10 protein-coding genes are annotated in these 16,223 nt (G+C 45.9%); 4 read left to right on the plus strand and 6 right to left on the minus strand.

Going from position 1 to position 16,223, the window contains the following annotated elements; all coding sequences use genetic code 11:
- Positions 1–849: 849 nt before the first annotated feature.
- The 4 genes from yhbH to MHH50_RS08815 form a co-directional block, all read right to left on the minus strand.
- Positions 850–2,013 (minus strand): sporulation protein YhbH, encoded by a 1,164-nt coding sequence (yhbH, locus tag MHH50_RS08800; protein WP_036684553.1) that lies wholly within the window; start codon positions 2,011–2,013, stop codon positions 850–852.
- 174 nt (positions 2,014–2,187) lie between these two features.
- Positions 2,188–3,873, minus strand: a complete 1,686-nt coding sequence (locus tag MHH50_RS08805) for a DUF11 domain-containing protein (protein WP_076279391.1) — start codon at positions 3,871–3,873, stop codon at positions 2,188–2,190.
- Positions 3,870–10,607: a hypothetical protein gene (locus MHH50_RS08810; protein ID WP_340034202.1), complete on the minus strand. Its 6,738-nt coding sequence runs from the start codon at positions 10,605–10,607 to the stop codon at positions 3,870–3,872. The genes MHH50_RS08805 and MHH50_RS08810 overlap by 4 nt, the downstream gene beginning before the upstream one ends.
- A gap of 118 nt (positions 10,608–10,725) precedes the next feature.
- Positions 10,726–11,370 (minus strand): methyltransferase domain-containing protein, encoded by a 645-nt coding sequence (locus MHH50_RS08815; protein ID WP_076126477.1) that lies wholly within the window; start codon positions 11,368–11,370, stop codon positions 10,726–10,728.
- A gap of 200 nt (positions 11,371–11,570) precedes the next feature.
- Here MHH50_RS08815 and MHH50_RS08820 point away from each other — a divergent pair, with 200 nt between their 5' ends.
- A complete protein-coding gene (locus tag MHH50_RS08820) occupies positions 11,571–12,059 on the plus strand; it encodes a hypothetical protein (RefSeq protein ID WP_036684361.1) in 489 nt (162 codons plus the stop codon).
- Positions 12,060–13,144: 1,085 nt separating this feature from the next.
- Here MHH50_RS08820 and MHH50_RS08825 read toward each other — a convergent pair.
- Positions 13,145–13,606, minus strand: coding sequence for a hypothetical protein (locus MHH50_RS08825; protein ID WP_076301339.1), 462 nt, complete (start codon positions 13,604–13,606; stop codon positions 13,145–13,147).
- Positions 13,607–13,776: 170 nt separating this feature from the next.
- Between MHH50_RS08825 and MHH50_RS08830 the strand changes: the two genes are divergently transcribed.
- Positions 13,777–14,160, plus strand: a complete 384-nt coding sequence (locus MHH50_RS08830) for a DUF423 domain-containing protein (RefSeq protein WP_076305977.1) — start codon at positions 13,777–13,779, stop codon at positions 14,158–14,160.
- A 77-nt stretch (positions 14,161–14,237) separates the two neighbouring features.
- Here the strand turns inward: MHH50_RS08830 and MHH50_RS08835 are convergent, their stop codons facing one another.
- A complete protein-coding gene (locus MHH50_RS08835; protein ID WP_036684355.1) occupies positions 14,238–14,765 on the minus strand; it encodes a hypothetical protein in 528 nt (175 codons plus the stop codon).
- A gap of 214 nt (positions 14,766–14,979) precedes the next feature.
- Here MHH50_RS08835 and MHH50_RS08840 point away from each other — a divergent pair, with 214 nt between their 5' ends.
- Both MHH50_RS08840 and MHH50_RS08845 read left to right on the plus strand, forming a co-directional pair.
- Complete coding sequence (locus MHH50_RS08840; protein WP_036684352.1) at positions 14,980–15,282, plus strand: DUF1805 domain-containing protein; 303 nt, start codon at positions 14,980–14,982, stop codon at positions 15,280–15,282.
- A gap of 239 nt (positions 15,283–15,521) precedes the next feature.
- Positions 15,522–15,983 carry a Dps family protein gene (locus tag MHH50_RS08845; RefSeq protein WP_036684350.1) on the plus strand — a complete coding sequence of 154 codons (462 nt, stop codon included), beginning with the start codon at positions 15,522–15,524 and terminating at the stop codon, positions 15,981–15,983.
- The last annotated feature ends 240 nt before the right edge of the window (positions 15,984–16,223 follow it).

Below are 16,223 nucleotides of genomic sequence, written 5' to 3' on the forward strand. Positions count from 1 at the left end.
ATTGGAGCATATTATCGGACTCCAGTGCAGCTATTGCTCAGAATGAGGCTCGTTTTTGGTGTTTTTCATGCCTATAGCGGCTATGGGGTCCGATAGCAAGTCAAATATGCGATAAAGCTACGTATAAGGTCATCTGTGTCCGAAAGCGCCGAACCCCCAGTAATCCCAAAGTTGCCCTAGATACTATTCTGACGCATCCCCTGATCTTCCGGTCCCAGATGACCCTATTCGCCCATCCCCCGATACTTACGGACCCAGATGACCCTATTTAGCAATTTATCGCCTTTGGAGCATATTATCGGATTCCAGTGCAGCTATTGCTCAGAATGAGGGTCGTTTTTGGTGTTTTTTATGCCTATAGCGGCTATGGGGTCCGATAGCAAGCCAAATATGCGATAAAGCTACGTATAAGGTCATCTGTGTCCGAAAGCGCCTAACCCCAGAATCCCACAGTTGCCCTACATACTATTCTGACGCATCCCCGATACTTACGGACCCAGGTGACGCTATTTGCCCATCCCCCGATACTTGCGGACCCAGATGACGCACTTTGTCCATCCCTTCATCTTACGTACCTAGATGACGCTATTCGCCCATCCCTCGATCTTACGGACCCAGATGACGCACTTTGTCCATTCCCTGATCTTACGGATCCAGATGACGCTATTCGTCCATCCCTCGATCTTATGGACCCAGATGAAGCGATTCGCCCATCCCCTGATACTTGCGAACTTAGATGACGCAATTTACGAAGTTTGTTGTTTTGTTCAAGAAGGAGCAACGCCAAAAACGCGGATGTCCCATCAGCCATTTTTGGCTTTTGGGATACCCGCGTTTTGGAGTGGGGGATTAAGAATTAACCGTACCCTTTGGACTAAAGAAGGTCTTCAGCGCCTGATACACTTCTTTTTTGTCTTTAATGACGTAATGCATGAATTGTTCATGTTTCAGATGGCGATAAGCTGACATCAAGGTACTGCTTCGATTGTATTGGTTCACCTCACCGTAGCCGAACATATTGCTTCGTTTCAGCAGTTCTCCGATCAGCTTCACGCAACGTTCGTTGTCGGAGGTGAGATTATCACCATCGGAGAAGTGAAATGGATAAATATTGTACTGCGCAGGCGGGTAGCGGCTATCGATAATTTCAATCGCTCGTTGATATGCCGAGGAACAAATCGTTCCCCCGCTTTCGCCACGGGTGAAGAAATCATGCTCACTGACTTCCTTAGCCTCCGTATGGTGGGCGAGAAAAACAATCTCTACCTTCTCATACTGGCGGCGCAGAAAACGGGTCATCCAGAAGAAGAAGCTGCGGGCGCAGTATTTTTCAAATGAACCCATCGAACCTGACGTATCCATCATCGCAATAATGACCGCATTGGAATGAGGTGTTCTAATATCATCCCATGTTTTGTAGCGCAGATCATCTGGGCTGATACTGTGAATGCCGGGATTTCCGCTGCTTGCATTGCGTCGAAGATTTTCCAGCAGCGTACGTTTTTTATCGATGTTGGACATCATCCCTTTTTTACGAATATCGTTAAAAATTATGGATTTGACCTCGATCTCTTCTTTATTCTTAGGCTTCAGATGAGGCAATTCCATATCCTGAAACAGAATGTCCTCCAGATCTTCCAGATTGACCTCTGCTTCCACGGTATCTTGGCCCGGCTGATCACCTGCTTTTTCTCCTTTGCCGGGCTGTGCCGATTGTGAATCGCGCCCAAGCACATCGCCGACCTGACTTTCCCCGTCCCCCTGTCCTACATGCTTCTGTTTACGGAAGTTATAAATAATCCGGTATTCATCCAGACTGCGAATCGGAACCTTCACAATCTGCTTACCGCCTGACAAAATAATATTTTCTTCGGTAACGAGGTCAGGCAAATTATCCTTGATGGCTTCTCTGACCTTTTGCTGATGGCGTTCCTGATCCTGATGACCTTTACGATGAAGGGACCAGTCTTCTTTTGAGACTACGAAGGAAAAGGGACCGGATGATTGCGACAGGATGACCACCTCCCATGGAATATGAAATGTTGATTGAGGGAATTTTTTGCAAAGTATATATTTGGATCCCCCGCAAAGTACCTGAGTACGCATAGAAAGCAAAGCCTCACTTTGTGGGGATGTTTTGGGGTTGTAACTAAAGTATATTCATGGGGATGAGGGATATGTGATTTCTTATTCACTGATCTCATCTACGGTCAGCACATAGCTGTTAGATTGGCTTTCGCCAGAGTAGTTACGTCCATCCATATTGAAAGAGAATTGAGCATTTACGGATCCCTTAAGGAAACGACCCATTACCTGTTCACTCACCTGGACAAAATAATGAATGTTAACCATTGATGCAGCATTAACTATCCCCAGCGGCAAGGTGCCGGCAAATGAAGATTGTGGATTCGGAACTCCATCAATCACAATGCTGTTGGGATCAAGAAAACATTTTTCCGGGGTTAGACGATTCAGAGATATTTCCGCTGGCCAATTTCCGCTATTGGTTAGTGAGATCCAACATTGGACTCGCTCTCCTGCTTCTACAATAGTTGGTTTTGCATGGACTACGAGTGAAATGACAGGTGTGACTACTAAGGTGGTAACTGTATTGGAACGAGAGGTTTGTCGTACGGTCCGTCCGTCTGGAAGCACAAAGGTATACTGAACACTACCATGGTTTTGTACGGCTGCGATTTCATGAATGTTAATGGCTGCAGGTATACTCACTTGAAAAACTACAACTGCTGTAGTTCCGCCTCTTAAAGTACCTAACTGGATGCCTTCCGCTGGTCGTGCACTTTTTTGCAACACTCCATTTAAGAGAACACTATCCCATACGAAAAGAGTACCTGAAGGTATAGCATCTGTTAGGACTGCATTTACAGCCAGATTCCCGTTGTTCGTTACCGTAAGCTCATATCTCAAATTATCGCCCGGAGCTGCTGTAACATGATCCACTTTTTTACTAATGTTGACCCCCGCTTGGACAAGTGAGACAACCGCAGTGTTACTTTCGGTCGTAATTGTATGCTCATCGACTGCATAGGTGACAACCGCGCTGTTGGTTAAGGCCAACGAGGGAGAAAACTCTGTTACTCGGACACGAAAAGTAATATCAACGCTTAGGTCTGTGTCCAGCGAACCGAGTAATATCCCCTGTGCCGGGTCTGATTCTGGGTAATAAATCCCACCTGCAATGACACTCCCCGGTATAAACACCGCCCCGTCCGGAATAGAAATTATTGCGTTGATTTGAGTTAAAAGGCTGTTGCCTTCATTTGTAAGCCGCAAGGTGTAAGTGACTACATCCCCTATAAAAGAAGTCGGAGTACTTGCAGACAAGGAGGTCGAGAGCTGGTAGGAGCGTAAAGAAACCTGTACGGAATTTGAAAATAGATCACCTTTAACGATTCTTCCCTCCGGTGTGGAAAAAGAAAAACGGCCTAGCGCTTTATTTTGCAGCACTAGGGAAGACGGCAGGGAAATGATGACGACTTGAAAGGCGATGCTCACTTGATTCTGCGGTGCAATAGAACCAAGGGGGATGCCTGAAGACGGTGTAGCCCCCGGAAGAGGCACACCGTCTCTGAGCACACTGTTGGAAATAAAGGATACACCTTCTGGAAGAATGTCAAACACCGTCAAAAAAGCATCTGTATTTCCATTATTACTGGCTGTAATGGTATACACCAAAGTGTCGCCTAAAGAGGCGTGGAGTTTATCTGTACTCTTCAGCAATGAAAGCACGGGGCCCACGACCGGGGTGTTAACGGTATTGGAATAGACAATTCCGTCAACACCCGCTGCCGAGTTGAAGAGTACCATGGACTGATTGGTTACGACAGGTTGGGTACGTGAGCCGGGAATCATAACGCTACTACCTGAACCTGGAAGGTAATGGTTGAAGAAGCACCTGCAGCAATTGTACCAATTGCGATTCCCGAAGCCGGACTGCCACTAGGACGTGGGGCTCCATCTACGGTAATGCTTCCCGTTACGAACTGGCTGCCAGCTGGAATAGGGTCAACCATGATGACATTATTAACTGGTGCAATCCCTAAATTGGTGACAACAATCGTATAGGTGATGATATCGCCAACAACCGCATCAATAGAAGTAGTGCTCTTAACCACACTTACGTCAGGTGAAGATACAGGGATAATTAGGACATTTGAGACAGAGGATCCCGTGAGTGAACGTCCATCTGGTGGTGTGAATGTGAAATTTGCTGTAGCTTGATTGACCAATTGCTGCGGTGAAGGCAGGGACGCAATAGTAACCTGTAAGGTAATCGTTACTGTTACTGTACTTCCCGGAGCTACCGACCCAATACTTAAGCCAGTAGCCGGATCTGATCCTGGTTGTGGTACCCCATTCACGAGCACGCTGTTTGGAACAAAGACAGCTCCGTTCGGAATGGTATCGGTAATAACTACATTTGCTATGAGGTTACCAGTATTCGTCACATTTAAGGAGTAAGTAATCGTATCTCCGACAGTTGCGGCGGTTCTGTCCGCCCCTTTGACAACTACAATGATAGGTTGATATACCGGAATAACAAGTGTATTTGAGAATGAAGATCCTGAGAATGCGCCGGAGGTGAAACTGACGGAAGCTTGATTACTAAGCGTTGCAGGATTAGGCAGCACATTGACAATCGTGTTGAACGAGACTTGGAAAGATGCTCCCGGTGCAAGTGTACCGAGCGAGATCCCGTTCGCTGGGTTGGCGCTAGGGCGTGGAGTGCCATCTACGGTCACACTGCCAGCGACAAAGCTAGAGCCTGCAGGTATTGGATCACTGAGGTTAACGTTACTGATATTTGCTATTCCACTATTGGTAACAGTGAGGTTATAAGTGATGGTATCGCCAACAACGGCATCGGTAGCTGTCGAAGATTTAGTGACGATAACGTTCGGTGAGGATACTGAGATTGTTGTTGTATTGGAATTGATCGAATTGTTAAATGTCCGTCCATCTGGAAGTGTGTATGCAAACGCGACGGAAGCTTGATTGAGCAGCTGTTGGCTTGCCGGCAATGTTGTGATAAGCACTGAGAACATTACAGACAGGCTTCCATTCGCGGAGATTACCCCCAGTGGGATCCCGGCAGCTGGGTCTGCTCCTGGAGCAGGAGCGCCTTGAATGAGTACACTATTTGGAATAAACGTTGTACCCGCTGGAATGGTGTCACTCAGGGTTGCTAAAGCTCCGTAGTTACCTGTGTTGGTCACATTTATAGTATAAGTAATCGTATCCCCAACGGTAGCATTGACTGAATTGGAGCTTTTTGCTGCTGCAAGGATAGGCAGATAGACAGGCGTCGTGACGATATTTGAGAAGGCTACATTTGAGACAACACCTGAGGTGAAGCTGACTGTTGACTGATTATTTAACAATCCAGTAGGCGGCAGTGAAACTACATTTACGGTAAAAGCAACAGTTACGGTTACACCGGGTGCTATGCTGCCTAGGGTCACTCCAGTAGCTGGGCTAACTCCTGTGCGAGGCACACCGTCCACAAGCACGCTGCCTGTCACAAAGGTGGTGCCGGCAGGAAGGGCGTCTGTGAAGACCACATTATTTACAGTGGCAATCCCGTTATTAGTTAAAGCTATGGAATAAGTAATAGTGTCACCGACTGTAGTTGATGTTGTGGTTGTAGTTTTAACTACAGCAATATTAGGTGAGGAGACCGGAATAGTGACGGTGTTAGAGAGTGCAGACCCATTAAGTGTACGTCCGTCGGGTAAGGTGAAGCTGTATGCTGCGGTTCCTTGATTGACCAGTTGCTGAGGACTAGGCAATGAAGTGATGTCAACCGTGAAAATGACTACGGTCGTTCCTCCAGGCTGTATTATTCCAGCTGCAATTCCGGTGGAAGGATCCGCTTGCGCTAAAGGGAGTCCATTGATGAGCACACTATTCGGAACAAAAGCCGTACCTGCGGGAATATTATCCGTCAATGTTAAATTAGCAGCATAGTTTCCTGTGTTACTCACTGTCAGTGTGTAGCTAACGGCATCGCCAACCGTGGCATTGGCTGTACTAGCACTCTTGACTACGGCAATGTTCGGCTGGAACACAGGGACAGTAACGGTATTAGAAAAAGTGGAGCTTGAAATAACACCTGAAGTGAAGGTAACAGATGCCTGATTGATGAGTGAAGCTGTAGGAGGGACGGAGGTAACAGTAACACTGTAAGTAACCAGCGCTGATGCACCGGCTGCTAGAGTGCCGATAGATATCCCCGAAGCAGGATTCAAGTTCGGGAATGGAACTCCGTTGACAGACACGCTGCCTGTTACAAAAGTACTCCCTACCGGTGTAGGATCATTGAGTAAGACGCTAGTAACAGATTCTATACCATTATTAGTTATATTGACGTTGTAAGTGACCGTTTCACCAACAGCAACTGATGTTGAAGTAGTGCTCTTGGTAACGACAATGTTAGGAGCAGAGACTTGTAAAGTTACAGTGTTAGACACAGCAGTCCCAGATAACGGTCTACCGTCAGGCGGAGTAAAGGTAAAGCTTGCAGAAGCCTGATTACTAATCTGCTGAGGTGTTGGCAGGGAGATGATATCAACGGTGAAGCTGACTGCAATACTGGCATCAGGAGCGACATTTCCTACAGCTATCCCTGTATCAGGGGCTGATCCGGGTTGAGGCATACCACCTACAATGACACTATTAGGAACAAAAACTGTACCTGCTGGAATGTTATCAGTTAGCGTAAGATTTGCAGCCAGATTACCTGTGTTGCTAACAATCACTGTGTAGATGACAGAATCACCGACAACTAAAGCATCGAAATCGCCGTCTCCATCAGCGGCACTTTTTACTAAGGAGATTTGGGGCTGAATAACTGGTGTAGTTGTGATATTAGATGAAGAAGAACCGGAGAATACACCGGATGTAAAACTGACAGACGACTGATTGTTAATCTGTGATGGTATCGGCATCGTTATCCTCACCTCGAATGTTACGGTAGCTGTGGCGCCAGGGCTCAAACTACCGATTGGAATGCCGGCGGACGGAACTGCTAGCGGCAGGGTAGTGCCACTTACAATTACGGTTCCGGGAATAAAAGCGACATTCTCAGGCAGAGGATCGCTGAGAATGATATTGCTTACTGTTGCAATACTGTTATTGGTCAATACAGAGGTAAAGGTAAGGATATCACCAGTAACAGCAGTAGCAGCGTTTACGCTTTTTACAACACTGACGTTAGGGGCGGACACTGGGACAGAGAGCGTATTGGACACTACATTTCCACCGAGCTGACGCCCGTCTGGAAGGGTGAAATTATATGTCGCTGAAGCAGAGTTCAGCAATACTTGTGATGGAGGCAGGGCTGTGATTGTGACCAGAAAACTTACGGTGACACTATCACCAGGAGCGAGCGGTCCAACTGGAATGCCAGTTGCCGGATTATATCCGGGCAAAGGTGTTCCTCCAATAATGACACTATTCGTGTCAAACACGGCTTGGGGTGGCAGGATATCAGTTACTAATAGAGTAGCTGCAATATTCCCGGTGTTGCTGATCAGGATGGAGTATGAGAGAGATCCCCCTACAGATGCCTGGGCTGCATTGGCGCTTTTGACCATACTAAGGATGGGCTGAAATACAGGTGTTACTATCGTGTTTGAGAGCGAAGAACCGGTGAACGCCCCAGAGGTGAAGGAGGCGCTGGCTCTGTTTGTAAACTGTGCTGGACTTGGCAAGGAAGCAACATTCACTCTAAAAGACACCGTGACAGAGCTGCCCGCGGCGATACTTCCGATTGCTATACCTGTACTTGGGTTAGCCGCTGCAACCGTCGAACCGTTGACAGTCACACTGCCTGCTACAAAAGCTCCCCCCGTAGGAATAGGGTCAGAGACAACAACGTTAGTAACAGTGACGCTGCTTGGGTTGGACACTATGACTGAATAAGTAAGATTTTCTCCAACCGCTACATTAGTTAGATTTGCAGTTTTGGTTAGTGTAATGTTTGGAGCGGAGACCGGAATGGTTAGGGTATTGGATAGACTGGTCCCGGAGAATGATCTTCCACTTGGCAGTTGGTAGGTGTAATTGCTATTGCCTTGATTATTCAGAACAGGTGGAGCAGGCAGAGATTGTACAGAGACAAGAAAGGTCACAGGAACAGCTGCCCCTGAAGCTAAAGTGCCTAAGTTAATTCCTGTAAGTGGAGAGTCAGCAGGTCTAGCAACACCGTTAACAGTTACACTTCCCGAGACAAAGGTGCTTCCTGAAGGAATATTGTCGCTCAGAGTTACAGCCGCCCCGATATTCCCTGAATTCTGAACATTTAACGTATAAAGAATATTGCCACCTACAGTTGCACTGGAAACGTTCGAGCTTTTTGCAATTTGGATTACAGGCTGATACACGGGAGTTGTAGTCGTGTTTGAGACTGAAATGCCAGTAAAAGCACCCGAGCTAAAAGAGGCACTAGATTTATTCAATAGCTGAGCGGGACTTGGTAATGAGATAACGTTGACTTGAAAAGTGACGGCGACGGAGCTTCCTGGAGCGATGGTACCGACAGCAATCCCTGTTCCAGGATTAGCTGAGGGTTGTGATACACCGGCGACGGTGACACTTCCGGGAACCAGCGATGTACCCGCAGGTATGGTATCTGAGAGTGAAACGTTGGTAACTGCTGCAATTCCGTTGTTACTGATTACTGAGGTGTAGAGCAGTATATCTCCGACAGTTACGTCGGTGAATCCAGCGCTTTTGACTACGGTAACATTGGGTGTTGTAACGGGAATAGACAAAGTGTTGGACGAGGCAGAACCAGTTACCGTTCGCCCATCTGGAACTTGAAACGTATAAGCGGCGCTTGCTTGGTCAACCAACTGCGGCGGTGAGGGAAGACTATTCACGATGACCCGAAATTGAACAGTAGAACTGCCACCGGCGGCAACCGTACCGATAGCAATCCCCGTGGCAGGGTTACCAGCGACAGGATTTCCATTGACGGTGAAGCTGCCTGCGACGTAAGAGCTGCCTGAGGGAATGTTATCCGTAAGTGTTGTTACCGCGCTGATATTTCCTGTGTTCGTGATTTGAAGGGTATAGGTGATCTGATCTCCAACCGTAGCATTGGTGGTATTGGCTGATTTCACAATGTTAAGGACGGGTGAATATACAGGTAAGGTTACTGTATTAGATGGAATGACCCCCGTCATGATAGGGCCTCCGGCTACACTTTGAAACGTAAAGGCAGCGTTGGCAGTATTTGCGATATTTTGTGGACTTGGCGGCAATGAAGTGACTTTGGCTTGATATGTAACCGTTATTGAACTGCTTAAAGCTAATGAGCCTAATGGGATTCCTGCTGTAATATCAAAAGTAGGCCTTACGACGCCAGCAACGACTACGCTTCCAGTTACAAAAGTGGATCCTGCCGGCAGCGCATCTGATAAAACGACACTTGCTGCTCCTGCTGTTCCTGTATTACTGACAGTCACCGTATAAGTTACCGTATCACCGACTATGGGGCCGGCTACATTAGCGCTTTTAGTGAGGTTTATTTTAGGAGCATTGATATCAACCTGTATGGCATTACCGTTGAGTACATAAGCATCGCCTGAGGTGGTTAATTGTAATACGGCTGAAGATTGATTGTTTATCAGCCGGGCGGAGACGTCAACATTGGTAATATCCCAGCCTTGACGGCCGCCGATAATGTTGGTCCCTGGGTTTCCGTTGGTTTGATTGCGGTTTCCAAAGGTACCTGTTGTGTTTAGATTACCTGCATCATTGTTAATCTGTGACGCAAAAAAGTTGTTGGCAAAGTTGTTTGGTCCCGATAAAGCAACAAGTGTAGCCGAGGTTGGACCAAATAACGCTTGATCCCCCGAACGGTTGGCATCCCCCTCCTGTGCGCTGAATAACGCTCTGCCGCCAAGCGCACCTGTAATTGGTGTTGCGAAGCCTGTGATCGTAGTTGAAACTGGGGCTGAGGTTGCTTGTACAAGTATTGCACCTGCCCGTAGGGACATATTGCGAAAAGGTAAGGCTGTATTTTGGTAGATTACGCCTAATGTCCAGCCAGCATGGTTGGCCGTGGAATCACTAGGGATAACAATCGTACCCACTACACCGCCAGTGGTGTAGGTGCCGGCGCCGCCTTGTTGGATAATGCTGGTCACGTTGGCGGAACGAACATATGCTGATGCACCACCTCCCAAATCGACTACGTTGCTCGTTGCTGAATCGGGAGTAACGCTGAATGTAGTGCCAGCAGGAGTTATTAGGGAGACAGGATTGTTAATGGCCGAACTGAGGTTAACGGTTCCGTTAATATAGGTACCGCCCCATATCAGTTCTGCATACAGCACTGTGCTGCCAGATGGTAGGACCAGTATGGCTGCTGAACTGTTGCTTGTATAAAGACTAGTAGTTCCGCTAGGATAGGAACCAAATGTCGATGAAGTATTAACAGTAGTAAAGCCACCGATGCTGTCTAGTGTCCCTGGCACTCCGATCGTATCGGAGCGGCTAAGTCCAAGCGTGTTGCCGGTAAATGTGATAGCACCGGTCGCATTGATCGTTGCCCGTACGACTAGTGGAATGATTCTCACCTCCTTCGAGGTTGATTTTGGCCAAAAGTGAACCGTCCTATAGTTAGGACGGCACAGTTAATACCTGTATGTTAGCCTATGATACAAAATGGGTATTAGTGTATGTCCCATCTTAAAATTATAGAAAAAAATGTCTGTTTTGTGATTTAAGTCTTCGTTCGACAAGAACATGAGGTTCAGGATAATGACTTCTGCTCATCAGCTCCAGCTCCTGATCAGTGATATTGTGCTTGACTACGACAAAATGGTACATGATTTCATGCACTACATTTGCTTGAAGGGTCTTTAGTATTTCTAGTTCTTCAGTTTCGTAAAGCGGATCTTCATAAGGGTGTTGATAGAATAACTCCATCCGCAGCAACCGATAATCGAAGGGTGGTGCGGGTACAGGGTAGTCTGGAATAGCTGGGCATACTGGACCGGATGGGGGTTGGAAGAAGGATCCTGTAAAATGCCGGGGGGTATATTCGTCAAACTTCTGCTTAAAGGAAGGATTGGACATATGGGCAAAGCTGTGGGCATAGGGTGCTAGAATGCAAACAACTGCTTTATGGATGCTAATTCTGTGAATTTCCGCCATGGCTGCGAATAAATTGTCCACATAAGGCAGTACACGGCTAGCCATAACAAACTCAGCGCTATTGTCAGGGAGAGGAATCTCTTGGCAAATATCACAGACAATATCTACAACAGGACCCGCGATCCGATCGATCCCGAGATAACCTGCTTCCTTATTAGATCCACAGCCGATATCGATTTTCAAGGGGCTCACTCCTTTGGGATAAATCAGGCTCACACTATTGTATTAATACCGCTGTAGCCTGCATCCGACGGATGCCTAATAGAGGCTGGAAGTTATCTAAAATTACTTCATATGAAACTTTCATAGAGTGGTTAACGTTATAAGAGTATACTTATGAAGATGACTTTGAAAATAATCGCCACATAGAGGAGGCACTCAACATGAAAAAACAACGTTCATTACCCGCCATAGCAGCGATTGCTGCCTTAACATTTGCCTTAACCGCTTGCGGTGGGAATAATTCGGCACAGACTTCAGGAGAACCGACTGCAACACCTTCTCCAACTCCAACCGAGAGCGCAAGCACAGCTGAGCCTACAGAAGCTCCAAGCACTCCCGTACCTACTGAGAACCCAAGTACAGCCACACCAACCGAAAATCCGAGCACAGCTAAACCTAGTTCTACTCCAAAAGCTGAAGGTAAAACAATAAAAATGACGGCCGTTTATATCGGACAAATAGATAGTCATTCCGTTGAGATTGCGACAAAAGAAGGTCCAACCGCTTTTGAGATTTCAGCTGGAATGGAGAGTATACTTGATACTTTGAATTCAGATGATTCCGTAGTTATTGAATACGTGGAAAAAGCAGTGGAGGGCGATCCGTCTGTTAAGCAACGTGTGCTGACAAAGCTGGCTCTAGCAAAATAATTGAATGTATTGATTTGCAAGTAGAGGGTGTCTCAGCAATCATATAGTGGTTGCTGGGACACCTCGTATTTTTTAAGCATAGTTCTTGCTCAAAACACTAGACTTTGTTTGATCAATCACAGTCCGCATACCTAGCTGCATCATTATGGATTAGGAGCCACACTATTGGATCTAGCTGCACCACTATGGATATAGCAACCCCACTAACGGAACTAGTAGCACCACTATGGATATAGCAGCCCCACTATTGGATATAGCAGCACCACTATGGATCTAGCTGCCCCACTAACGGAACTAGTAGCCCCACTATGGATCTAGCAGCACACTAACGGAACTAGTAGCCCCACTATGGATCTAGCAGCACACTAACGGAACTAGTAGCCCCACTATGGATCTAGCAGCACCACTAACGGATCTAGTAGCCCCACTAACGGATCTAGTAACCCCTATATTGGACTCAGCATTATCGGACCCAGCAGCCCTAAAACGCAGCTTTTCCCTACATTTAATTCGCTATCGGACCCAGCAGCCCTAAAACGCAGCTTTTCCCCACATTTGGTTCGCTATCGGACCCCATCGCAGCTATTGCCATAAAAAACGCCCAATAGGATCCTTTTTCGATGCAATAGCGTCACTGGGGTCCGAAACTGTGCTCCAAAGGGCGAAAATCCGTAAATAACGTCATCTGAGTCCGTGAGCCGCGGATGACGGGGAAAACTCAGCATCATCGGACCCAGCAGCCCTAAAAAGCAGCTTTATCCGACATTTGAATTGCTATCGGACCCAGCAGCTCTTAAACGCAGCTTTTCCCCACATTTGATTCGCTATCGGACCCCATAGCAGCTATTGCCATGAAAATCGCCCAATAGGATCCTATTTCGATGCAATAGCGACACTGGGGTCCGAAACTATGCTCCAAAGGCGAAAAAAACGTAAATAACGTCATTTGAGTCCGTGAGCCGCGGATGAAGATGAGGACTCCCCAATGCAGATTTTGGATTCAAACATAAATAAAGGTATCCTCACAACCCGCTCAAAGTTGTTGGGATACCCTTTTTAATGAAGTTAGCATGTTTAAAAGAAGCTTAAAGCGTTCCAGCATTGACTAGGAAGGTTGTAATAAGCAGCATAAAGAGTAAGATAATAACACCATTGACTATCGTGCCAATAATGCCAAACACCTTGCGACGTTTCCGAATGGAAAGCCCAATGATGCCGATGACTACACCGATTACATTAAGAGCAGCCAGAATAATAACCGTTAATCCTAGAAGCATTATGAATTGCGAGGACTGGCTTAATAGTTCGGAATTCTCATTAACCAATGAAGAAGACTTCATTATAATAGAGATAAAGATGGCTGCATAGCCGATGATCGACACGAGACAGATAATGAACGAAGCAATACCAGGTCCAGAATGTTGAAGATCATGTTCTACTTTTTGATGCGTAGATGATAAATCAGCGCTTGGGTAAACCGGATGAGGGTTGGGATTTCCCACCTCTGCCGCAGGTACGTCTGATTTTGACAGAGAATTTAAGTCCATGGTTTGCACTCCTTGAGAGATTAGAATGAAAATGTTGTTAATATCCACTTTTTCATATTGATGCTAAAAAAGCAACCCCTGAATGAGGCAAAATAAAAAATGACTGCTGGAAATAGGAACTGGCATTACGTTATGATAGAATGAGTCTAAAATTAAGGGGGTGTAATCATTTGCAACGGAAATTTATGGCCTGGGGGGCTGTGCTAGCAATGCTGGCAGTAGGAATTGGTGCTTTCGGTGCCCATCTACTAAAACCAGTGATCAGTGAAGACTATATGAAGGTATATGAGACTGGTGTGCAGTATCACTTGGTACATGCGCTGGGGGTAATTCTCATCGCACTGGCTGTGGGCCAATGGGGCGAAAGTGCCCGATTACGTTGGGCGGGCCGATTGTTAATTGCAGGTACCATTTTGTTCTCTGGCAGTTTGTATGTTCTGAGTATCTCCGGAATTAAGGTGCTAGGAGCGATTACACCTATCGGTGGGGTATGCTTTATAATTGGCTGGTTATGCCTTGCGATAGAGGGATTTTCACGTAAAAAGTCGTCTTAGTTGTTAAAAAAAAGAAAGACCAATAAGCACCGGTTCCCCAAAGAGGGAGGGTGCTTATTGGCTTGTAACGCATGCGCTTACAGAAACTCGTCGATTTCATTTAGATTAAAGCTGTACACCTGCTTCTCATCCACATGGTAGACACTTATAGAGTTGGCTGCTTCATCAAAGTTTAAAATACGACAGGGCATGGACACTTGTTTCCCGTACCGGTTCGCTCGTAAACGTACCAATTGATTATTCTGAATATACTGACGAATCTTCCCGTATGCATCAGCTGGCGTCTCAATGGCCGTTTGCTGTGCAGGCGTTTCTGCCTGTTTTTTTATCGGTGTATCCAGCTGCTTCTTCGTAGATTTTGGAGGCAGCTTTAATGAAATGGGAGGAGCAGAGTTTTGATTCAAAGCTAGTTTAGCGGAGCGTAGCAAGCTGTCAATGGTTCTCCCTAATTCAAGACCGGAGTTAATGTTGAAATCTGTGATATGGTCATTATTGTTCAACATTTCGAGCAGAAATTGCAGTGCAAGCGGGTTGGTACGGGCATTAATCAGGATGTCGACGTTAAATAAATAATTGCCGTCTGTGCGTTGTAGTTTCTCGTCCATAAATCCCCCAGCTTTTCGTTTAGAACATCTCTGAATGGTTACAGGAATGTAATTAACTATAACATTAAACATGCAATATTCATATACCCAGGACTACTGGAATAGGGACTATTATACTGCATTTTATACTAGGCATAGGACTACCGTCAGCACACCCACAGGAAAATTAGCATACATATACAACGTGGATAGTGAAAAAAAGGAGGTGCTGCTATTGGTTACTATGGAGCCTATTACAGTAGGTGAACATACGCTGATCGGGGTAGAGGTTAAGCTTCCCAAAACTACACTGCTCTCCATCAGCACGAACCGAGGTTATATTATGTGCGGTGCACTGGATGTCGGTCTCCTCAATGAAACACTTAGTGATCGGCATATCATCGCAGCTCGTGCGGTGGGTGTACGGACGCTTGCCCAGCTTTTAGCTGCCCCGTTGGAGTCTGTAACGATAGAAGCAGAGAGTCTTGGCATCGTACCAGGTATGACGGGTGCGGAAGCGTTACTTCTTATGGTCTGACCGGAAAATTTAACAATTCCAAACAAACGGGGCTTAGGCCCTTTTTGTTTGTGTGCAAGTATTCACATTTAAGCATAATCGGGTGTGTCTTTGCTAATGCTAGAACAAATAAAGATGTTATGGAAGGCTTCTCCTTGTTTCGTATTACAGGTAAAAGGGTAAATTAAGAATAGACAAGTTACTACCGGACGAAGGAAATAGTAACCGGTAAATATAATGGATAAGGTAGGGATCATCTCATGGCTAAAGCATCGAATAAAGTAAATACAACTTCACTGGAACAGATCATGAATCGTCAGGTTGCTAACTTAAATGTCCTGTACGTAAAAATTCATAACTTTCATTGGTATGTCAAAGGAGAACAGTTCTTCTCCCTTCATGTGAAATTTGAGGAATTATATAATGAAGTAACCCTTCACATGGATGAAGTAGCAGAACGCTTGCTAACCATCAAAGGCAGTCCGGCAGCAACATTGAAAGAATATTTGGAATTAGCTACAATTCAAGAAGCTACAGGTAAGGAAGATACACGGGGAATGGTTCAGTCTCTGATTGAAGACTTCGCCACCATCTCTGAAGAGCTGACAGAAGGCATCGAGCTTGCCGAAGAAACCAAGGATCAGCCAACCTCAGATATGTTCATTAAAATCCGTAGTGATCTGGAGAAACACCAATGGATGCTACGTTCGTTTCTTAGCTAATCATTAAGCAGTTTGAATAAGGCTTCCTGCGGGAAGTCTTATTTTTGCGTAGTCTTATGTTTAATGAAAATCTTCTCTGAGTCACAAGTGATTAGCTAAAGAGAAATTTGTAAAAAAACAAGGTTTGATATAAAATTAGTGAGAATCATTGATAATCATTGTGATTCAATTTATAATAATTATAATGTGATAGAAAATCTAATTGTGCTGGGAATCAGGATTATCCTGTTTCAATACAAC

It is taken from the genome of Paenibacillus sp. FSL H3-0302 (assembly GCF_037982245.1).
In the GTDB taxonomy this organism is placed as follows: domain Bacteria; phylum Bacillota; class Bacilli; order Paenibacillales; family Paenibacillaceae; genus Paenibacillus_AQ; species Paenibacillus_AQ odorifer.